Genomic DNA, 21,444 nt, shown 5'->3' on the forward strand with positions numbered 1-21,444 from the left:
CCTTCAAGAAGACGAGCTCTGCCATGGAAATCTCAGGAAGTACCGCGTTCTATGCCGGTCTGAGCACGATTCAGACAGGGCAGAACCGCGTCGATCAGGCCGCCAGCCAGATCGCCAACAACACGATCGAGCGTTCGGTCACCAGCCAGTCCTCGGAAGTCCAGGTCGATCGCTTGCGTTCGGTGGATCGTAGCCAGCAGTCGGACCAGGCCGCTAACATGGTCGAAATGGCCCAAGGCAAGTTCCAAGTGCAACTGGGTGTCAACGTCGCCAAGGCATCCGACGAAATGCTCGGGACATTGATCGATACCTTTGCCTGATCCTGCTCTTCAGATTTGCCAAGACGCCGCGATTATTCGCGGCGTTTTTGTCTCTAACGTCTTATTGCTCAACTAATCTTTTCCTACGCGCATCGCGGATTCTTTAGGGCGATGGGTTTCCTGTGTCCGACATTTTTCTCAGGCTGATGACGAACGGCAAAAGATCGGCGCTTGACAAGATTTGGGCGTAAACGTATGTTTCAAACAACTGTTTGACCGCCACAACAAATCCACGCGGTCGTTCATTCCCGGTTACATCAGCAGAGGTTTATCGCTATGCCTGACTACAAGGCCCCCTTGCGTGATATTCGCTTCGTTCGTGACGAGCTGCTTGGCTACGAAGCGCATTATCAGAGCCTTCCGGCTTGCCAGGACGCAACTCCGGACATGGTTGACGCCATTCTCGAAGAAGGCGCCAAGTTTTGTGAGCAGGTGCTGGCTCCGCTGAACCGTGTGGGCGACATCGAAGGTTGCACTTGGAGCGAGTCCGGCGTGAAAACCCCGACCGGTTTCAAGGAAGCCTACAAGCAATTCGTCGAAGGCGGCTGGCCGAGCCTGGCCCACGACGTCGAGCATGGCGGTCAAGGCCTGCCGGAATCCCTGGGCCTGGCGGTCAGCGAGATGGTCGGTGAAGCCAACTGGTCGTGGGGCATGTACCCGGGCCTTTCCCATGGCGCGATGAACACGATTTCCGAGCACGGTACGCCCGAGCAGCAAGAGGCCTACCTGACCAAGCTGGTTTCCGGCGAATGGACCGGCACCATGTGCTTGACCGAACCGCACTGTGGCACCGACCTGGGCATGCTGCGCACCAAGGCCGAGCCTCAGGCCGACGGTTCCTACAAGGTTTCCGGTACGAAGATCTTCATTTCGGCCGGTGAACACGACATGGCCGACAACATCGTTCACATCGTGCTGGCACGCCTGCCGGACGCACCGGCTGGCACCAAGGGTATTTCGCTGTTCATCGTTCCCAAATTCCTGCCTAACGCCGACGGCTCCATCGGTCAGCGCAACGCGGTGAGCTGTGGTTCCCTGGAACACAAGATGGGCATTCACGGCAACGCCACTTGCGTGATGAACTTCGACGCGGCCACCGGTTACCTGATCGGCCCGGCGAACAAAGGCCTGAACTGCATGTTCACCTTCATGAACACCGCACGCCTGGGCACTGCGCTGCAAGGCCTGGCCCACGCCGAGATCGGCTTCCAGGGCGGCCTGAAATATGCCCGTGATCGTCTGCAAATGCGTTCCCTGACGGGCCCGAAAGCGCCAGACAAGGCCGCCGACCCGATCATCGTGCACCCTGACGTGCGTCGCATGCTGCTGACCATGAAGGCCTTCGCCGAAGGTAACCGGGCAATGGTGTACTTCACCGCCAAGCAGGTCGACATCGTCAAGTACGGCGTGGACGAAGAAGAGAAGAAGAAAGCCGATGCGCTGCTGGCGTTCATGACGCCGATCGCCAAGGCCTTCATGACCGAAGTCGGTTTCGAATCGGCCAACCATGGCGTGCAGATCTACGGCGGCCACGGCTTTATCGCCGAGTGGGGCATGGAGCAGAACGTTCGTGACAGTCGTATTTCGATGTTGTACGAAGGCACCACCGGCATCCAGGCCCTCGACCTGCTGGGCCGTAAAGTGCTGATGACCCAGGGCGAGGCACTCAAGGGCTTCACCAAGATCGTCCACAAGTTCTGCCAGAGCAACGAAGGCAACGAAGCGGTCAAGGAGTTCGTCGAACCCCTGGCTGCGCTGAACAAGGAATGGGGCGAGCTGACCATGAAGGTCGGCATGGCGGCCATGAAGGATCGTGAAGAAGTGGGCGCGGCATCGGTGGACTACCTGATGTACTCCGGTTACGCCTGCCTGGCCTATTTCTGGGCCGACATGGCGCGTCTGGCGGCGGAAAAACTCGCGGCCGGCACCACCGAAGAAGCCTTCTACACCGCCAAGCTGCAGACCGCGCGCTTCTACTTCCAGCGCATCCTGCCGCGGACCCGTACTCACGTGGCAACCATGCTGTCGGGCGCGAACAACCTGATGGACATGAAAGAAGAAGACTTCGCGCTGGGTTACTAAGCCTTACGCGATTCTTTGAAAAAAGCCGCTGCTTCTTCGGGAGCAGCGGTTTTTTTTCGTCGCCGACAAACGCGCGCCTCAAGCACCAGCAGACTTCAAGTCGCCGAATTTCTCACTGTGGAAATCCAGCCTCGTCTTCAAATTCCATCACCTGTCCCTGCAACGCGTCGAAACGGTCCATAGCGGCCCATTTGTTGTGGTTTTTGGAATAGATAAGTCAATTTCATCCCGTTTATTCACAGGCGGTCAATCGACATCATGGGGTTGTGGGCTGACAACCTTCGCCCCATGTGGGCTCGGCCGGTGCCGATCCCGTGAAACCAGCTTCATCGCACGTACCGGAAAGGAATTGACCATGAAAGTGAACATCACTCTTGCGGCCTGGTGCCTGATCGCCGCTGGCGATCGCTTCCCGCATCGTATTGCCCTGTCTGGCCTCTTGACGTCACGGTGGGTACCTGCGACCCGGGAGGTGAGTCATGGCCAATAATGCATTTTTCACTCATCTGAAGGTGGTGGTGGGTGAGTCGGTCATTGCCTCATCAGCCGCCACCCTGAGCGTGATGGCGCTGGAGGTTCCGGTGTGGGCCATGTTTGTCGGGTGGATTTCATTCTTTACCCGCGGGCTCAACCTCAAGCAAGGGGCGATCAACCTGGCCTGCGTGTTGATTGGCATCGTTCTGGGGATCGGTGCGGCCCATGCCATGGCTGCCCTGACGCCTGTTCTGGGCGGCTATGCCATCAGTGCAGTGGTGTTCGCCATCACGGTCATTGCGCTGTCTTTGGCCAAGGCGCCGGTGTTCAACAACCTGCTCGGTTTCTTCCTGGGGCTGGTGGCGTATTTCGCATCGCACCAACCCCCGTCGCTCACAACCTTCGGGATGCTGGCCCTGGCCGGGACGCTGGGAGCGACAGCGGCCCTGCTGGCGCATTCGCTGCAAAAGCGGGTTCGCCAGGGCGCTGGTCATTGACGCGAGAGGTCCAGCATCTCGCCAGCAAGTGCCGGCCGCGTTAGCGGGGTGGCCCGAAAACCTCATTCATAAAAAGGACTACCGAGATGGACACGTCACGAAGTAAATCCGGGATGACCTCCATGGGAACCACTGCCTCTCGAGAGCGCCTGCTGTTTCCGGCGCTGGATGGGCTTTACACCCGTGCGGAACCGGTTTTGTATGCAGTGCTGCGCTTTGCGTTCGGCGCTGTCATGTTCACCCACGGCCTTCCAAAAGCCCTGGGGATATCCCACGGTTCCATGGCGGACCCCATGGCGGGCTCCATCAACCTGATCCAGAACGTCATGGGCTTGCCGTTCGCCGCGCAATGGGCGGTTCTGGTCATGCTTCTTGAAACGATCGGCGCGGTCATGCTGGCTGTCGGTCTTTGGGCGCGCCCGGTCGCGTTCATGATGGCGGTGCAAATGGTGGCTATCAGCTACGCGCTTGGCCCCACTTGGCCGTGGATCGATCGCGGCATTGAATTTCCCGTATTGATGGGATTTCTTGCGCTCTATATTGCCGTGCGCGGTAGCGGCCACTTTGCGGTGGATCGCAAGCTCAGGTTTTCCATCTGAGCAGGCGCAGTTGTTTGCATGAAAATTCTGTAACAACAATTGCTCCGACAAGGCCTTAAGAAAACCTCCCGCCCTGCCGTTACAGCGATGGCAGTGTGACATCTGTCACATCTCGCGTGCCTTACTGTTCCAGTTGCAGGCACAATGCCATCTTTGATCAGCCGGGTCGGAGCTTTACCCTTGCCGCGTTCTTCCGCTGTACGTTTGAGCCATTTCCTACCGTCGTTGCTGTTGTTGGTGGCGGGGCTTGCGGCTGCCTACGTCAAGGATCTCAACGTTTTCTTCACCTCGCTGTTCAACGTGCTCCCGACGCTGGTGTTGCTGCTGGGCGGTGCGTATTGCGCGGTCTATCGTCGCCAGCGTGAACTGTTTCTGATGGTCACGGTGTATATCGCCTACTTTCTCCTCGACACCCAGACCGACTTTTATCGCGATAACGGCAAGGTGCGCGAAGACGCGGCGGTGGTGTTCCATCTCGTCTGCCTGTTGTTGCCGCTGCTGTTCGGGCTGTTCGCGGCGTGGCAGGAGCGCACCCACCTGTTCCAGGACATGGTGGCGCGGTTCGCAGTGTTGCTGGTCTTTGGCAGTGTGGCGCTGGCCTTGGAGCAGAGTTTTCCCCAGGCCTTGTTGTTGTGGCTCTCGGAGATCCGCTGGCCGGCGTTGCACGGTGCCTGGATGAGCCTGATCCAATTGTCCTACCCGATGTTCGCCGCCGCGTTCCTGCTGTTGGCCTGGCAATACTGGCGCAATCCCCGGCCACTGCACGCCGCACAACTGGTGGGGTTGCTGGGGTTGTTCTGGATGCTGCCCAAAACCTTTATCCTGCCGTTCACCCTGAACATCATGTGCAGCCAGGTGATGTTGATGATCGCCGCGGCGGTTGCCCACGAGGCCTATCAAATGGCCTTCCGTGACGAACTCACCGGCCTGCCGGGCCGGCGGGCACTGAACGAACGCATGCAGCGCCTGGGGCGCAACTATGTGTTGGCGATGAGTGACGTGGACCATTTCAAGAAATTCAACGACACCCACGGCCACGACGTGGGCGACCAGGTGCTGCGCCTGGTCGCCAGTAAGTTGTCGAAGATCGGCGGTGGCGGTAGGGCATATCGCTACGGCGGTGAGGAATTTGCCCTGGTGTTCGCAGGCAAGACCATCGACGAGTGCATGCCCCATCTGGAGGTCATCCGCCAGTCCATCGAGACGTATGCCATCCAGCTGCGCAACCCCGATAGCCGTCCCCAGGACGACCAGCAAGGCCGCCAGCGTCGCTCCGGCGCGGGTGCTTCCAGCGTATCGGTGACGGTCAGCATCGGCGTCGCGGAGCGCCTTGAGCAACGCACGCCCGAAGAAGTGCTCAAGTCCGCCGACCAGGCGCTGTATAACGCCAAGGGCGCGGGGCGTAACTGTGTGGTTGCCTTCGGCCAGAACCGCCGCGGCGCGGTGCGCATGGAAGCCGCGGGTTGAGTGATGACGGCGCATTCAGCGTCTGGACTGTGATTGTGGGCCGGGGTGGCCGGCAGTAGGTTGAAACGATCTGCTACCGGAGAAAACCACCATGCCCGAGTACAAAGCCCCCCTGCGCGACATGCGCTTTCTGATCGATCACGTCTTCGATTTCCATGGCCGTTATGCCGAGCTGGGCGCCAGCGATGCCAGCCCGGACATGGTCAGCGCAATCCTCGAGGAAGGCGCCAGATTCTGTGAAAACGTGCTGGCGCCGCTCAATCGCTCCGGTGATGAAGAAGGCTGCCATTTCGACAACGGCGTAGTCGCCACGCCTACAGGCTTCAAGCAGGCTTTCGCACAGTACGTGGAAGGCGGCTGGCACGGCTTGGCGGCAGATCCGGTTTATGGTGGCCAAGGCTTGCCCAGCTCCCTGGGCCTGGTCATCAGCGAGATGATCGGTTCCAGCAACACGTCCTGGGGCATGTACCCGGGCCTGACCCACGGTGCCATGTCGGCCATTCATGCCCACGGCACTGAAGAGCAGAAACAGACCTACCTGAGCAAACTCACCGCCGGCCAGTGGACCGGCACCATGTGCCTGACCGAAGCCCACTGCGGCACCGACCTGGGCATCATCAAGACCCGCGCCGTGCCCCAGGCCGACGGCAGTTACGCGATCTCCGGCAGCAAGATTTTCATCTCCGCCGGCGAACACGACATGAGCGATAACATCATCCACCTGGTGCTGGCCAAGCTGCCCGACGCCCCCGCCGGGACCAAAGGCATCTCGTTGTTCATCGTGCCCAAGTTCCTGCCCGACGCTACGGGTGAGGCCGGGGCGCGCAATGGCGTTTCCTGTGGCTCGATCGAACACAAGATGGGCATCAAGGCCTCGGCCACTTGCGTGTTGAATTTCGATGGGGCCAAGGGGTTTCTGATCGGCGAGCCGAACAAGGGCCTCAACTGCATGTTCACCATGATGAACCACGCCCGGCTTGGCACCGGCATGCAGGGCCTGTGCCTGGGTGAGGCGAGCTTCCAGGGCGCGATCAAATACGCCAACGACCGTCTGCAGATGCGCGCGCTGACCGGCCCCAAGGCGCCGGAAAAAGTCGCCGACCCGATCATCGTCCATCCCGATGTGCGCAGGATGTTGCTGACCATGAAGGCCTTCAACGAAGGCAACCGGGCACTGACCTATTTCACCGCGCAACTGCTCGATACCGCCCACCTGAGCCCGGACGAAACCGCGCGCCAGGAGGCCGAGGACCTGCTGGCGTTTCTTACCCCGATCTGCAAGGCCTTCATGACCGACACCGGGCTGGAAGTCACCAACCACGGCATGCAAGTGTTCGGCGGCCACGGCTTCATTCGCGAGTGGGGCATGGAACAGTTGGTGCGCGACTGCCGCATCGCGCCGATCTACGAGGGCACCAACGGCATCCAGGCCTTGGATCTGCTGGGGCGCAAGGTGCTGGGTAGCCAGGGCAAGTTGTTGCGTGGTTTCACCAAGATTGTCCATAAGTTCTGCGCTGCCAACGCGCAACATCCGCAGCTCAAGGCGTACGTCGCGCAACTCGATGGGCTCAATCAGCAATGGGGTGAACTGACCACCCGGGTCGGCATGGCGGCCATGAAGAATCCAGATGAAGTGGGTGCCGCCTCGGTGGACTACCTGATGTACAGCGGCTACATCATCCTGGCCTACCTGTGGTTGCGCATGGCCTTGGTGGCCCAGGCGCAACTCGACAGCGGCAACGGTGACGGCGATTTCTGCCAGGCCAAACTGGCGACCTGCGAGTTCTACTTCAAGCGGCTGCTGCCACGTACGACCGCCCATCGGGCTGCCATCGAGGCGGGGAGCGAGTGTTTGATGACGCTGCCGGCAGCGTTGTTTGCCCTCTGACTGAACCGTGGCGAGGGAGCTTGCTCCCGCTGGGCTGCGTAGCAAGCGCTCTTTTTGTGAGTGCTGCGCACTCAAGCGGGAGCAAGCGCCCTCGCCGCGATTAATCTTCAAATCCCGCTTGTGACCAAAAATAATAAAACGGTCATGGATTGACCCTATGTGTCGCAAAAGTTGTTGAGGTACACTCAGGTCATTGCGAAACCGTCTTTTACGAACCCAACTGTTTAGATCCTGCGAGGTTTGCCATGGCTGACTACAAAGCGCCCCTGCGCGATATGCGCTTCGTCCTCAATGAAGTGTTCGAGGTCGCGAAGCTTTGGGCCCAATTGCCGGTACTGGCCGACACCGTGGACGCTGAAACGGTCGAAGCGATCCTCGAAGAAGCCGGCAAAGTCACCAGCAAAAGCATTGCCCCCCTAAGCCGTGCCGCTGATGAAGAAGGTTGCCACTGGGCCGACGGCGCCGTCACCACGCCGGCAGGTCTCCCACAGGCCTACAAGACTTACGCTGAAGGCGGTTGGGTCGGTGTCGGCGGTGATCCGGTGTACGGCGGCATGGGCATGCCCAAGGCCGTTTCGGCCCAGGTCGAGGAAATGGTCAACTCCGCCAGCCTGTCCTTCGGCCTGTACCCGATGCTGACCGCCGGCGCCTGCCTGTCGATCAATGCCCATGCCAGCGAAGAACTGAAGGCGGCGTACCTGCCGAACATGTACGCCGGCGTCTGGGCCGGTTCCATGTGCCTGACCGAGCCTCACGCCGGTACGGACCTGGGGATCATCCGCACCAAGGCCGAACCTCAGGCCGACGGTTCCTACAAGGTCAGTGGCACGAAGATTTTCATCACCGGTGGCGAGCACGACCTCACCGAGAACATCATTCACCTGGTGCTGGCGAAACTGCCAGACGCACCGGCGGGCCCCAAGGGTATCTCGCTGTTCCTGGTGCCCAAGTTCATGGTCAATGCCGACGGCAGCCTGGGCGCGCGCAACGCGGCCAACTGCGGGTCGATCGAACACAAGATGGGCATCCAGGCGTCCGCCACCTGCGTGATGAACTTCGATGAAGCCGTGGGCTACCTGGTGGGCGAGCCGAACAAAGGCCTGGCGGCGATGTTCACCATGATGAACTACGAGCGTCTGGGGGTTGGTATCCAAGGCCTGGCCTCCGGCGAGCGCTCCTACCAGAACGCCGTCGAATATGCCCGTGACCGCTTGCAAAGCCGTTCGCCCACTGGTGCGCAGAACAAGGACAAGGTCGCTGACCCGATCATCGTCCACCCCGACGTGCGTCGGATGCTACTGACCATGAAGGCTTCGAACGAGGGTGGCCGGGCATTTTCCACCTACGTGGCGATGCAACTGGACACCGCCAAGTTCAGCGAAGACCCGCTCACCCGCAAGCGCGCCGAAGACCTGGTGGCATTGCTGACCCCAGTGGCCAAGGCGTTCCTGACCGACCTGGGCCTGGAAACCACGGTCCATGGCCAGCAGGTGTTCGGCGGCCATGGTTACATTCGTGAATGGGGCCAGGAGCAACTGGTGCGTGACGTGCGCATCACCCAGATCTACGAAGGTACCAACGGTATCCAGGCGCTGGACCTGGTAGGGCGCAAGATCGTCGGCAGTGGCGGCGCGTTCTACCGGTTGTTCGCCGATGAAATCCGCCATTTCACCGCCACCGCGAGCAGCGACCTGGCGGAGTTCACCAAGCCACTGAACGACGCGGTCGGTACGCTGGATGAGTTGACCGATTGGTTGCTGGAGCGGGCGAAGCACAACCCGAACGAAATCGGCGCCGCGTCGGTGGAGTACCTCCAGGCGTTCGGCTACACCGCTTACGCTTACATGTGGGCGTTGATGGCCAAGGCGGCCTTTGGCAAAGAGAACCAGGATGATTTCTACGCGAGCAAACTGGGCACGGCGCGGTTCTATTTCGCTCGCCTGTTGCCGCGCATTCATTCCCTGAGTGCTTCGGTGAAAGCTGGCAGCGAGTCGCTGTTCCTGCTGGAGCCCGGGCAGTTCTAAAAACTGACAGTGTGTAAGCAAAAGCTTACACGCTGTGCTGGCGTTTTCCCTCTATCGGCAGATTGGATCCAGGGCTAATCTACTTCACATGGACGCCGCGCAGGACGCGCAAAAGTAACAACATGGACACGTAGGATTCTGCCAGGACGGCGGAGTGAAATGGATGTCAGGGAAACAGTCTGCAAAGCCCCGCTTCGGCGGGGTTTTCTTTTGCCTGCGTTTTTTGTTCCTTGGCAGCGTGCCTACACTGAGGCTGCTTCTGGTTGCGTTTCACTGAACCCTGACGAGCGGCTTGGGGTCAATGAGCTATGTGGCAATTTGGCCATCGTCGATCAGGGAGTCATCCATGGATTTCATTCGCATTATTATCGCCATCCTGCTGCCGCCACTGGGGGTATTCCTGCAAGTCGGTTTCGGCGGGGCGTTCTGGCTGAATATCCTGCTGACGCTGTTGGGTTACATCCCTGGCATCGTGCATGCGGTGTACATCATCGCCAAACGCTGAATTCATCGGTCATGAAGTCCCGTGTGGGAGCGAGCTTGCTCACGATAACGGTGTGTCAGTCCACGGAAATATCGACTGGACCACTGCTATCGCGAGCAAGCTCGCTCCCACAGTGTGTTTGGCTTCCTATAGATCGCCCTCCATCACCTTGCGATAGAACAACCACTCATGCTCCAGCGCATGCGCCTGGTTCGCGGCCTTGCGAAAGCCATGGCGCTCATCCGGGTAGTAGTGTGCCTCGACGGCCACGCCGTTGGCCTGTAAGGCACTGACCATGTCGCGGGTCTGCTGCGGGACCACCACGGCGTCCAGTTCACCCTGGAAAAAGATCACTGGCACACGGATGTTCCCGGCGTGCAGCAATGGGGTGCGGGCGCGGTAGCGTTCGACGTCCTGTTGCGGATCGCCGATCAGCCAGTCCAGGTAATCACCTTCGAACTTGTGCGTGGCCCGGCCGAGGGCGACAGGGTCGCTCACGCCATAGAGGCTGGCGCCGGCACGGAAGACGTCATGGAACGCCAAGGCGCAGAGGGTCGTGTAGCCACCGGCACTGCCACCTCGGATGAACGCATGACGGCCGTCGATCAGGCCTTGTTCATCCAGGTAGGCAACCACCGAGCAGGCATCCTCGACATCCACCACGCCCCAGTTCAAATGCAATGCCTGCCGATAGGCCCGGCCATAGCCGCTGCTGCCGCGGTAATTGAGATCGGCAACGGCAAAGCCACGCTGGGTCCAATACTGGATACGCGGATCGAACAGGGGATAACAGGCCGAGGTGGGGCCGCCGTGAATGAACACCACCAGGGGCGGCTTCGCCTGTACATGCATGGCCGGGTAAAAGAACCCGTGGGCCTCGCCTGACCCGGATGGATAACGCAGGGTTCGAGGACGGCTGATCTGTTCGGCGGGCAATGGCGCGACGCCGCCGGCCAGCACCGCGACTTCATGGCCATGCCGCTCGATGGCAACGACCGCCGACGGGCCGGTCGGCGAGGCGGCAATGGCATAGATGAACCGCTCATCCAGCGCCAGGCTGCGAAAGCGGGTATAGGTGCCGGTAAAGTCCTCGCTGGGGTCGTCACCACGGCACAGGCCCAGGCGCCCGAAACCCGCTTCGGTCCAACTCGCCAGGTACGTGTGTTCATCCAGCGGCAGCCAGGTACAGCCACCCAGTTGCCATGGCGCCGGGGCGTGATCGGCTTCGGTGGCGGGCAGTGGTTCCAGACCTTGGGCCGACTCCTTCCAGGGCTGCCAATAACCACCGCGATCACTCAGGCAATAAAGGCGACCGGCCGCGTCGAAGCGCGGTTGCTGAATGGACTCTTGCTGACCGTCGCCAGCCACACAGCGTGGCTCGCCCCAACCCGAAGCATTGCGTTCGGCCAACATCAACCGCGTGGCCGTCCAGGGTTGATGCGGGCGGCTCCACTCAACCCAGACGAGCCGCTGGCCGTCCGGGCTCAGGGTCGGCGAAGCGTAGAAATCGGCGCCTTCAGCCAGTAGATGCCGTTGATGATCCGCCAACCCGATCGACACCAGGCGATGCTGGTTGGCTTGTTCTTCCACCGCCAACACCTCGCCGCCGGCGAAGCCAAGGTCCCCGTAGCGGCACTCACCGGAGGTCAGCGCCACGGGCTGCTCGTCGCTCAGCGCGTGGTGGTACAACTGCTGGTCGGTCTCATTGACGAACAGCACGCCGTCATGGCTCAGGCAGAACGATCCGCCGCCGTATTCATAGACCCGACTGCGCGCGCTGAAGCCGTCCGGTGTCAAACAGCGAGCCTCGGCTTCTTGCCAATGCCAGATCCGGCAGGCGCCGTCCGCGGGGCGGTATTCATTCCAGAACAAGCCCAAGGGCCCGACCTGCAGTTCGGCGAAGTCAGTGCCGGCGGCAACGGCCTGGGCGGCGCTGAAAGGCTCAGCCTTTGGCGATGAGGCGCGAGTTTCGTTCATTGCGAAAGGCCAACTGTTCAATGGTTTGCGTGGCGTGCTCGGCGTCTTCACGCGCCTGGAGAATTACCCCGTGGTGTTCGGACTTGCTGCACACCGGGTCGGCGTTGCTGGCATCCCCCGTGAGCATGAACGCCTGGCAGCGACAGCCGCCGAAGTCCTTTTCCTTTTCATCGCAGGAACGGCATGGCTCGGGCATCCAGTCATAGCCGCGAAAGCGGTTGAAGCCAAACGAGTCGTACCAGATGTGCTGCATGCTGTGGTCGCGTACATTGGGAAACTGCACCGGCAACTGGCGGGCACCGTGACAGGGCAATGCCGTGCCGTCCGGCGTGACGGTGAGGAAAATGCTGCCCCAGCCGTTCATGCAGCCCTTGGGCCGTTCTTCATAGTAGTCCGGTGTGACAAAGATCAACTTGCACGGATTGCCTTCCGCTTCCAGTTTGGCGCGATATTCATTGGTGATGCGCTCGGCGCGTACCAGTTGCTCCCGGGTAGGCAGCAGGCCGACGCGGTTCAATTGCGCCCAGCCGTAGAACTGGCAGGTGGCGAGTTCGACGAAGTCGGCCTCCAGGGCGATACACAGCTCGATGATACGGTCGATCTTGTCGATGTTGTGCCGGTGGGTCACGAAGTTCAGCACCATCGGATAGCCGTGGGCCTTCACCGCCCGGGCCATTTCCAGTTTTTGCGCGAAGGCTTTCTTCGAGCCGGCCAGGAGGTTGTTCACCTGCTCGTCGCTGGCCTGGAAACTGATCTGGATATGGTCCAGCCCGGCCTTCTTGAAGTCGCTGATTTTCTGTTCGGTCAAACCGATGCCGGAGGTGATCAGGTTGGTATAGAAACCCAGCCTGCGCGCCTCGCCGATCAGCTCGGCCAGGTCCTGGCGCACCAGCGGCTCGCCACCGGAAAAACCCAACTGCGCGGCGCCCATTTCCCGGGCTTCGCGAAAGACCTTGAACCACTGCTCGGTGCTCAGCTCCTTGCCCTGCTCGGCGAAGTCCAACGGGTTGGAGCAGTACGGGCATTGCAACGGGCACCGATAGGTCAGCTCCGCCAGCAGCCACAGCGGCAGGCCGACTTCCGGCCTGGGCGGCAGGGCAAGGGTGTCAGGCAAGTTCGATCCAGTGCTGTGCACGGGCGACCTCCATGAATTGCTCGATGTCGTCACCAAGTTCCGGCACGTCGGGAAACTGCTTGGCCAACTCGTCGATGATGGCCGCGACATCCCGTTCGCCGTCGATCAGGCCGCCGATCAGCGCAGCGCTGTCGTTCAACTTGATCATGCCTTCAGGATAGAGCAGCACGTGGCCTTTCTGGGCCGGTTCGTACTGGAAACGATAGCCGGGGCGCCAGCGCGGGGTTTGGCTGCGGTCGAAACTCATAAGGTAATTCCTTTGTGCCAAACCCGTTGGTCGGTCACGCTGTGATAGGGCGGGCGGTTCAATTCGTAGGCCATGCTCATGGCGTCGAGCATGCTCCAGAGAATGTCCAGCTTGAACTGGAGAATCTCCAACATGCGTTCCTGCCCTGCGCGGGTGGTGTAGTGCTGCAAGGTGATCGCCAAGCCATGCTCCACATCGCGCCGGGCCTGGCCCAGGCGGGTGCGGAAGTACTCATAGCCGGCCGGGTCGATCCACGGGTAATGCTGGGGCCAACTGTCCAGGCGCGACTGGTGGATCTGCGGGGCGAACAGTTCGGTCAGCGAGCTGCTGGCGGCCTCTTGCCAACTGGCCCGGCGGGCGAAGTTGACGTAGGCGTCCACCGCGAAGCGTACCCCAGGCAACACCAGTTCCTGGGAACGCAGCTGGTCGGGGTCCAGGCCCACCGCCTGGCCCAGCCGCAGCCAGGCTTCGATGCCGCCGTCTTCGCCGGGCGCGCCGTCATGGTCGAGCAGGCGCTGGATCCACTCGCGACGGATTTCCCGGTCCGGGCAGTTGGCCAGGATCGCGGCATCCTTGAGCGGGATGTTCACTTGATAGTAGAAACGGTTCGCGACCCAGCCCTGGATCTGCTCGCGAGTGGCACGGCCTTCATACATCGCCACGTGATAGGGGTGATGGATATGGTAATACGCGCCTTTGGCACGCAGGGCCGCTTCGAACTCGGTGGGGGACAGGGGGGTGTCAGTCATTTCGGTCTCCGGGGAATAACCGTTGGGTTCTGTGGCGTCAGGGCTGGCCCCATCGCGAGCAAGCTCGCTCCCATACGGGTTGTGCTGTGAATCAGATATCCGGACTACTGTGGGAGCGAGCTTGCTCGCGATAGCGTCCTACCAGTCGCCACGGATACACCGCAGCACACCCCACATTGGTTCCGACCTTCCTACAACTCAATACTCATTCCGTCGTAGGCCACTTCAATCTTTCGACGTACAAGCTCGGCCCGTTCGGGCGAATCTTCATCCAGGATCGGGTTGGTGTTGTTGATATGGATAAGGACCTTGCGCTGTTCGGGCAGTTGCTCCAGCACTTCCAGCATACCGCCGGGGCCGTTCTGGGCCAGGTGGCCCATTTCCCGGCCGGTGCGGGTGCCAACGCCACGGCGCTGCATTTCATCGTCGTCCCACATCGTGCCGTCCACCAGCAAGCAGTTGCTGCCGGCCATGATCGCCAACAATGACTCGTCGACCTTGCCCAGGCCCGGGGCATAGAACAGCTTGCCGCCCGTGCGCAGGTCTTCGACGATCAGCCCGATGTTGTCGCCCGGGTGCGGGTCGAAGCGATGGGGCGAATAGGGCGGTGCGGCGCTGCGCAGGGGCAGCGGGGTGAAGCGCAGGTTCGGGCAGGCGGCGATGGTGAAGCTCTGGTCGAGCTCGATGCGATTCCAGCTCAACCCGCCGTTCCAGTGGGTCAGCATGTTGAACAGTGGAAAGCCCGTGCTCAGGTCTTCATGAACCATGTCGGTGCACCAGACTTGATGCGGGCAACCTTCGCGCAGGCTGAGCAGGCCGGTGGTGTGGTCGATCTGGCTGTCCATCAGGATGATCGCGCCAATGCCGGTGTCGCGCAGGGCCCGGCCAGGCTGCATCGGGGCGAAGCCCTGGAGCTGGGCGCGAATGTCCGGGGAGGCGTTGCACAGCACCCAGTTCACGCCGTCATCGGACAGGGCGATGGACGACTGGGTCCGCGCCTGGGCCCGCAGGCTGCCGTTGCGAAAACCTGCGCAGTTGGCGCAGTTGCAGTTCCACTGGGGGAAACCGCCACCGGCGGCGGAACCTAGAATCTGGACGAACATGGCTGCTCCATCTGCAAACCGAAATAAAAACGCCTCGGCTGGCCGAGGCGTAGTGCTGCGTGCTTAATCGCCTGCAGCAATCAGCGGCTGGCGAAGTACATGGTGACTTCGAAACCGATACGCAGGTCGATATATGCGGGTTTGGACCAGGACATGGGAATACTCCTTTGGTGGGTGGGCTTTGGTTCGATGGAACGGTGAAGACTTATACATATAGTCCACCTCCGTTCGGAGATGTTCAGATGCTTAGGCGCCTATGTTACTAAATCTGACAAATTCGTTCGCCGCGATTCTCGAAGAAAGCTCGTTACAGCGCCTGCAATGATCACTGCGCCGCTTGCCAGTGTCCTGGCGGGCAAGCGCCGTTGCTCAGGCAATGCCATCCCCCTTGCGCATCGAGCAAACCCTGGGCGGCAACCTCGAGCTGGGCGCGTTCCAGGCACAGGATGGCAGCGGACAGTTGCTCAAGATAATCCGACGGACGGCTGGCCAGCTTGCCCTGCCAGAGCAATTCGGCGGCTTGGGCGAAGGGCAGGGCACTGCTCTGGAGTTGGGCGGCGAGTGCCTGCCGCTGACGGACAAGGGACGCATCATCAAGCTGCTGGATCAGCGCCGGTAACCCGGCCAGGAACTGCTCGAGGTGGGTGATCAGTTCCGCCATCGAGAGGCTGGGCGATTGGACGCCGAACAACACCCCTGTTTGCCCATCGACCTGCTTCAAGCCGCTGAACACCGCATAACCCACCTGCAACTCGACGCGCAGGCGCTGGTAGAACGGCGTCTGGCACAACTGTGCCAGCCACCGCCAGGCGGCTTCGTCGGCCAGCGCCGAGGTGGCGGTCGGGCAAAACAGCAACACGGCCGATTCTTCACCGTGGGTCTGGAGCCTATGCCAGACGCGTTGCCCGTGCGGCGCCGTCGCCAGGCTGACGTCCTCGCCGGCAATGCCCGGCACACGGGCCAACGCCGGGCCAAGCGCCCCTTGGGTGGCGGCCGACAGACCGATGGACAGCCCGCCCCAGCGGGCCGTTGTCCAAACGCTTCGATCGCTGTCGGGCATTGGCAACGTTGATGTTTGCCGGCAATGATCCGGCAGCGCCTTCAACAGCTGTCGAATCGGCATCGACGGTGTTTCGTCACCGGCCTGGGCCATTGGCAGTGGTTGGGCAAGCTTCGCCAGAACGTGTTCGAGCACCAACGGCATCGGTGGCTGCAAGCCGACCAGTTTCAACAGCCATTGCTGGGTGGACGCTTCGAAACTGACGTCCACGCCGGCCTGCCGAGCCTCTTCGCGTACATCCTGCAGGTGCCGGTCGAGCCTGGATTGAACGTCGGGCGGCGCCTGGGTCGTCAGTTGCCAGCGCAGGTACACCGCGCCTTCACGACCGTTGTCTGGCAGCGCCTGGCTGAACTGCATGGGCGAGCGTTCCCGCCGGCCTCGGGAGCGATCCTGGGCGAAGGTTCGCAAGCCGCGGTGGGCGCTGGTCTGGCCGCGTATCAGCCCGGCGCGAGGCGCTTCGCTTGGTGTTTGCAGGAACGGATTGGGCGCGGGCAGTTGCCAGGGTTCCACGACGTTATCGGCGGGGTGCAGTTGCCTGAGGATTTCTCTGAGCCTCACGAGGTCGTTTGCCAGCAGTGGCGTGTCACGTCCTTCACAATCCCAGCGGGCCAACTGCAGGGCCGAACCTGTCTCCTGCCGTCGCTGCAACAATGCGGTGAACTCCTGGCGCAACGGCGCCCAGTCATCCTGGGCGGCAAAGAATCCCAACCAGTCGTGCAGCAACGGCTGGATTTGCGCGGCTGTAGGAGCGTTGCCGTGCTTGAATTCGATGTGCAGCAGCCCTTGTCCGGCAAACTCATACAGCGCAGTGGCCTTGAGGCTGTCCGCCAGGTCGCGCTGACGCAACGTGGCGAGCAGGCCGCCCGGTTTGCTGGAGTTCAGCCACGTACAGAGAAATTCCAGGGCTTGAGGGGAGGCGGCGGGCAACGCTTCGAAGGCGAACAACAGGTCGAGACAACCTTCCCGGGCCTGTTGATAACGCGTCTGGGTCGATGCCATCAGCCTTGGCGGCAACGATCCAGCGACCGCTTCACCGGCCGATACATGGCTGCCGAACCGTTGCGCCAGCGCTTTCAAGGCGTCGATGCTTTGTGGGCCGACCAAGCTCAACGTCATCTGGCCGCTCTGGTAAAAGCGGCGATAGAAGTCGTGCAATGCGCTCTGGAATTCGGCGTGCCCCACGGCGAGGCTGTCGCGATTGCCGGCGTGAAAACCCCGCAGTGGATGGGACGCTGATACGCCGTCATACAAGGCAAGCTGCCGTTGGGCGGCCGCATCCCGGGACCAGGCGATGAACTCCGCGTGCAACACTTCCCGTTCCCGCAACTGCTCGGCTTCATCCAGGCGTGGCTGGGCGAGCATGTCCCACAGCCGCTCCAGTCCGTCGGCGAAGGTGGCGGGAGGGAGTTCGAAGAAAAAATCCGTGGTGCGTTCACTGGTGCGCGCATTGACCTGACCGCCGTGCCGCTGCACGTAGGCCATCAGATTCTCTCCGGCGGGAAACCGTTCGGTACCGAGGAAGAACAGATGTTCGAGCAAGTGCGCCATGCCCGGCCAGGCCAGGGGGGCGTCATGGCTGCCAGCGGCGACGCGCAGTACCGCGGCGCTGCGCTTGAGGTCCGGGACATGACGCAATGTCACCCGCAAGCCGTTGGCCAGGGTTTCGGTGTGGGGGCGGAGGGAATCGGGGACCGGCATGGGCGCTTCCAGAACAAGGATGCGCCCATGCTAGCGGATCAGGGCCCTTTCTCAATCCTCATCAGTGTTTGTGCAGGTCGTCGTAAAGCTCGGGGCGGCGATCGTGCAGGTAGTTGTAGGCCGCGCGGGAGTTGTCCAGCAGTTGTCGATCCAGTTCACCGACGATCAAGGCCTCGTCCAGCCCCGCCAGCGCCGGGCGACTGCCATTCGGTGCGGCGATGCTGCTTTGGCCGCAATACTGCAATTCGGCTTCATGGCCGCAGTAATTGGCGTACGCCACGAAACACTGGTTCTCGATGGCCCGGGCGCGCACGGTGACGTCGGCGATGAACTCGTAGGGTTGCATGTTGGCGGTTGGCACCAGGATCAGCTCGGCACCGGCCAGGGCCAGGCGTCGGGCGTTTTCCGGGAATTCCAGGTCGTAGCAGATCAGCAGGCCGAGCTTCCAGCCGTTTAGTTCGACGATGGGCAGCGCTGAGTCGCCGGCGCTGAACATGGCGTGATCAAGGTCGCCGAACAGGTGGCTCTTGCGGTAGTTGGCCAGGCGCTCGCCCTGGGCGTCGATCAGTTGCACCGCGTTGTAGATCTGCCCGTCTTCGTCACGTTCCGGGTAGCCATAGACAATCGCCAGGTTGGCTGCCTTGGCGATGCGGCCGATCTGCTGCGCCCATTCGCCGTTGTAGACCTCGGCCAGTACATTCACCGCATCGACGCCGATGTTGTAGCCGGTCATGAACATCTCCGGCAGCACCAGCACATCGGCGCCCCTGGCTTCCAGCGCCACCTGGTGCAAGCGGTGCAGGTTGCCGGCCGGATCCAGTGGCAGCGGTGGGCATTGGTAAAGGGCTACGCGCATCGAAAACTCCTTTTATTCAGGCAGGGCGATCGGACCGATCTCGTGGAACACATCACCTGGACCCGGGTTCTCGGCGTGAGTTTCACCGCCGAAGTGCTTCATGATGCCCCACACGGCATTGAGTGAGGTCTGTACTGCGCCTTCGACCCAGGCGGGTGTCCATGAGACGTCATCGCCGGCGATAAAGATCCCGCGTTGTTCGGCCGGCATGTCGTCTTGCACGAAATGCGCGTACATGCGCTGGTTGTAGCGATAGTGGCCAGGCAGGGCGCCCTTGAAGGCACCGAGGAAGTGCGGGTCGGCTTCCCAGGATACGGTGATCGGATCGCCGATGATCCGTGCGGCGATGTCCACCTTGGGGTAGATCTTCTTCAGGGCATCGAGGGCCAGCTTTACGCGTTTTTCCACCGGATGCGGGAGCATTTTCAGCGCATCGCTCATCCAGGAATACGACAGGCAAATCACCCCTGGCTTGTCATCGCCGTTGTCAAACAGGTAGGTGCCACGGGTCAGGCGGTCGGTCAGGGTCATGCTCATCAGGTCGCGCCCGGTTTCCGGGTCCTTGTCCTTCCAGAACGGTCGGTCGACCATCACGAAGGTCTTCGACGATTGCATGTAGCGGGTGCGGTCCAGGGCCATCCACATTTTTTGCGAGAACAGTGCTTCTTCACACTCGATCTGGGTGGTCAGCAACCAGCTCTGGCACGTGACCAGCACGGCGGCGTACTCGCGGGTGTTTTCCCACACGTCCGTCACGCTGAACCGGCCATCGGCGGCACGGGCAATGCGCTTCACGCCACTGCGTGGGGCGCCCAGGTGCAGCGAATTCAGGCTGGTACCTTCCGGCCAGTGCGCACAGCGTTCGGGCACGTGATTCCAGATGCCGTGGGGCACCTGCTCGACGCCGCCGACCACCAGGTGCTGATGGTCGTCGCAGTTGGTCATCACGACGCGGAAGATTTCCAGCATCGAATTGGGGAAGTCCGAGTCCCAGCCGCCCGTGCCGAAACCGACCTGGCCGAACACTTCGCGGTGCTGGAACGAGAGCTTGGCGAACGCCTTGGACGTGGCGACGAAGTCGTAGAAAGTGCGGTCGTCCCACAGCGGCACCAAGGTGTTCCACAATTTCTTGAGGCGTGGCACGTCGCGGTCGCGGATCGCCTGCTGGATGTCGCCGAAGCGCGAACCATCCTCCAGCGCATCGGCCCAGGCGTCGGCGACTTCCTGGAACAATGCGGGAAGGTCCGCCAGTTTCTGTGCGTAATAGGTCTGGCCTTCCAGGTCGATGACCGTGCTGCCGGACGCCGGGGTCAGCGGGTTGGGGAACGGTCTGGTCTCCAGGCCCAGTTTGTCGACGTAATGGTAGAACGCGGTGGATGACACCGGAAAACGCATGCCGCCCAGCTCGGCAATCACCCCTTCGGCGCCGTTGAACGCCTGTGAGCGCAGGCGCCCGCCCATTTTCGACGCCTCGTAGACCACGGGCTTGAGCCCCAGCTTCATCAGCTCGTACGCCGCCACCAGCCCGGCGATCCCGGCACCGACAATCGCCACTTCCGTACCGTGGTTGTGGGCGGGAATGCTGCCCAGGCCCGCCGGGTGCTCGATCCAGTCGTCAAAGGCGAAAGGAAAGTCCGGCCCGAAAATGGTGATGGGCTTCTTACCGTCTGCTGGGTGGCGATTGCTCTTGTTCATGGCGGACCTTGATGGACGACTCGACGCGGTGCTCGCGTCTGAGTATAGGAAAGATGCCAGCCATTCTAGGGAGGGTAGAACACGTTAATAAGACACAATATGTCGTCGTTTTGAGTGTAATGCAGTCATTTTGATATTTCATGCAATCATAATGACGAACACCGTTCCATGTGGGAGCGAGCTTGCTCGCGATAGCGCCGGTTCAGTCAGCACTTTCATGGACTGACAGACCGCTATCGCGAGCAAGCTCCCACAGACACTCTCCTTAACAATTGCTTGTGCGATCAACAGGAGCAGATACCCGCCCAAACTCCTATGATTATTCCCTTGAGGTTATATAGCCTGGGTGGCATATTTGAATGAAATGGGACGTTGAATATACCGACGAATTTGAGATGTGGTGGGACCGTCTCTGTGAGTCAGAGCAAGACTCTGTACAGGCCTCGGTAATGCTGCTCGGCGACACCGGGCCGTATCTGGGCTTTCCTCACACCAGTGATATCAAGGGTTCGCGTCATGGCAACCTTCGTGAGTTACGAGTGCAACACGCAGGTAGGCCTTATCGTGTGCTCTATGCGTTTGATCCCCGCCGCTGCGCCATCCTGCTGATCGGGGGAGACAAAACCGGCCAGGGCCGTTGGTATCAGGAATATGTGCCTTTGGCCGAACGCCTCTATGACGAGCATTTGGAAGTATTGAAGAGAGAGAGCTTTGACAATGGCTAAGAAATTTTCCGACTTGATGGCGCGTCGGTCGCCTGACTCCCAGGCTCGTGCACAGTCTTTGTACCAGACGTTGCGTGCAGAAATGCCGTTGCACGAGTTGCGCCAGGCGCAGGAGTTGAGCCAGGAGGCCTTGGCCAAGGCACTGCATATCAACCAGGCGGCAGTCTCGAAAATGGAGCGCCGGACGGATATGTACATCAGCACGTTGCGAAATTACATCCGGGCCATGGGGGGGGAATTGGAGATTATCGCGACCTTTCCAGAGGGGCAGGTCAGGATCGAAAATTTCTCCCATCCAACACCGTAACTGGCGATATTCCCTGTGGGAGCGAGCTTGCTCGCGATAGCGTCGGTTTAGTCAGCA

The 21,444-nt window shown here is 61.1% G+C and carries 19 protein-coding genes; 10 read left to right on the plus strand and 9 right to left on the minus strand.

What is annotated here, in order from left to right; all coding sequences use genetic code 11:
• Nucleotides 1–23 precede the first annotated feature (23 nt).
• From BLQ55_RS16450 to BLQ55_RS16485, 8 genes are all read left to right on the plus strand, one after another.
• The gene (locus tag BLQ55_RS16450) at nucleotides 24–320 is read left to right on the plus strand and encodes a pyrroloquinoline quinone biosynthesis protein PqqE (RefSeq protein WP_092255179.1); all 297 of its coding nucleotides are present in this window, start codon (nucleotides 24–26) and stop codon (nucleotides 318–320) included.
• A 276-nt stretch (nucleotides 321–596) separates the two neighbouring features.
• The gene (locus tag BLQ55_RS16455; protein WP_092202715.1) at nucleotides 597–2,402 is read left to right on the plus strand and encodes a phenylacyl-CoA dehydrogenase; all 1,806 of its coding nucleotides are present in this window, start codon (nucleotides 597–599) and stop codon (nucleotides 2,400–2,402) included.
• Between the two features lie 479 nt (nucleotides 2,403–2,881).
• Nucleotides 2,882–3,373, plus strand: a complete 492-nt coding sequence (locus tag BLQ55_RS16460; protein WP_092202713.1) for a DUF1097 domain-containing protein — start codon at nucleotides 2,882–2,884, stop codon at nucleotides 3,371–3,373.
• An 86-nt stretch (nucleotides 3,374–3,459) separates the two neighbouring features.
• Complete coding sequence (locus BLQ55_RS16465; RefSeq protein ID WP_256326592.1) at nucleotides 3,460–3,972, plus strand: DoxX family protein; 513 nt, start codon at nucleotides 3,460–3,462, stop codon at nucleotides 3,970–3,972.
• Between the two features lie 180 nt (nucleotides 3,973–4,152).
• Nucleotides 4,153–5,439, plus strand: a complete 1,287-nt coding sequence (locus BLQ55_RS16470) for a GGDEF domain-containing protein (protein ID WP_092255180.1) — start codon at nucleotides 4,153–4,155, stop codon at nucleotides 5,437–5,439.
• Nucleotides 5,440–5,530: 91 nt separating this feature from the next.
• Nucleotides 5,531–7,327, plus strand: a complete 1,797-nt coding sequence (locus BLQ55_RS16475) for an acyl-CoA dehydrogenase C-terminal domain-containing protein (protein WP_092255182.1) — start codon at nucleotides 5,531–5,533, stop codon at nucleotides 7,325–7,327.
• 245 nt (nucleotides 7,328–7,572) lie between these two features.
• Nucleotides 7,573–9,351: an acyl-CoA dehydrogenase C-terminal domain-containing protein gene (locus BLQ55_RS16480; RefSeq protein WP_092255184.1), complete on the plus strand. Its 1,779-nt coding sequence runs from the start codon at nucleotides 7,573–7,575 to the stop codon at nucleotides 9,349–9,351.
• A 346-nt stretch (nucleotides 9,352–9,697) separates the two neighbouring features.
• Nucleotides 9,698–9,856, plus strand: coding sequence for a YqaE/Pmp3 family membrane protein (locus BLQ55_RS16485; protein ID WP_003177654.1), 159 nt, complete (start codon nucleotides 9,698–9,700; stop codon nucleotides 9,854–9,856).
• Between the two features lie 126 nt (nucleotides 9,857–9,982).
• Here the strand turns inward: BLQ55_RS16485 and BLQ55_RS16490 are convergent, their stop codons facing one another.
• From BLQ55_RS16490 to BLQ55_RS16530, 9 genes are all read right to left on the minus strand, one after another.
• Nucleotides 9,983–11,812: a S9 family peptidase gene (locus BLQ55_RS16490; RefSeq protein ID WP_092255186.1), complete on the minus strand. Its 1,830-nt coding sequence runs from the start codon at nucleotides 11,810–11,812 to the stop codon at nucleotides 9,983–9,985.
• On the minus strand, nucleotides 11,778–12,947 hold the full coding sequence (gene pqqE / locus BLQ55_RS16495; RefSeq protein WP_092255188.1) for a pyrroloquinoline quinone biosynthesis protein PqqE: 1,170 nt from the start codon (nucleotides 12,945–12,947) through the stop codon (nucleotides 11,778–11,780). Before pqqE ends, BLQ55_RS16490 begins: the two co-directional genes overlap by 35 nt.
• Complete coding sequence (gene pqqD, locus BLQ55_RS16500) at nucleotides 12,919–13,194, minus strand: pyrroloquinoline quinone biosynthesis peptide chaperone PqqD (protein WP_060740339.1); 276 nt, start codon at nucleotides 13,192–13,194, stop codon at nucleotides 12,919–12,921. Before pqqD ends, pqqE begins: the two co-directional genes overlap by 29 nt.
• A complete protein-coding gene (gene pqqC / locus BLQ55_RS16505) occupies nucleotides 13,191–13,943 on the minus strand; it encodes a pyrroloquinoline-quinone synthase PqqC (protein ID WP_092255190.1) in 753 nt (250 codons plus the stop codon). The genes pqqD and pqqC overlap by 4 nt, the downstream gene beginning before the upstream one ends.
• Before the next feature lie 191 nt (nucleotides 13,944–14,134).
• Nucleotides 14,135–15,046: a pyrroloquinoline quinone biosynthesis protein PqqB gene (gene pqqB, locus BLQ55_RS16510; protein WP_092255192.1), complete on the minus strand. Its 912-nt coding sequence runs from the start codon at nucleotides 15,044–15,046 to the stop codon at nucleotides 14,135–14,137.
• Nucleotides 15,047–15,126: 80 nt separating this feature from the next.
• Nucleotides 15,127–15,201, minus strand: a complete 75-nt coding sequence (gene pqqA / locus BLQ55_RS16515; protein ID WP_003177660.1) for a pyrroloquinoline quinone precursor peptide PqqA — start codon at nucleotides 15,199–15,201, stop codon at nucleotides 15,127–15,129.
• A 170-nt stretch (nucleotides 15,202–15,371) separates the two neighbouring features.
• Complete coding sequence (gene pqqF, locus BLQ55_RS16520) at nucleotides 15,372–17,804, minus strand: pyrroloquinoline quinone biosynthesis protein PqqF (RefSeq protein ID WP_092255194.1); 2,433 nt, start codon at nucleotides 17,802–17,804, stop codon at nucleotides 15,372–15,374.
• 61 nt (nucleotides 17,805–17,865) lie between these two features.
• Entirely contained in the window at nucleotides 17,866–18,660 is a 795-nt protein-coding gene (locus BLQ55_RS16525) for a carbon-nitrogen hydrolase family protein (protein ID WP_092202694.1), read from the minus strand.
• Nucleotides 18,661–18,672: 12 nt separating this feature from the next.
• Entirely contained in the window at nucleotides 18,673–20,355 is a 1,683-nt protein-coding gene (locus tag BLQ55_RS16530; RefSeq protein ID WP_092255196.1) for a flavin monoamine oxidase family protein, read from the minus strand.
• Between the two features lie 359 nt (nucleotides 20,356–20,714).
• On the opposite strand from BLQ55_RS16530, the gene BLQ55_RS16535 reads away from it, so the two are divergent.
• Nucleotides 20,715–21,080 (plus strand): type II toxin-antitoxin system RelE/ParE family toxin, encoded by a 366-nt coding sequence (locus BLQ55_RS16535; RefSeq protein ID WP_092202690.1) that lies wholly within the window; start codon nucleotides 20,715–20,717, stop codon nucleotides 21,078–21,080.
• Complete coding sequence (locus BLQ55_RS16540; protein ID WP_092255198.1) at nucleotides 21,073–21,387, plus strand: XRE family transcriptional regulator; 315 nt, start codon at nucleotides 21,073–21,075, stop codon at nucleotides 21,385–21,387. The genes BLQ55_RS16535 and BLQ55_RS16540 overlap by 8 nt, the downstream gene beginning before the upstream one ends.
• Nucleotides 21,388–21,444 lie beyond the last annotated feature (57 nt).

This window comes from Pseudomonas sp. NFACC13-1, assembly GCF_900104425.1.
In the GTDB taxonomy this organism is placed as follows: Bacteria; Pseudomonadota; Gammaproteobacteria; order Pseudomonadales; family Pseudomonadaceae; genus Aquipseudomonas; species Aquipseudomonas fluorescens_AA.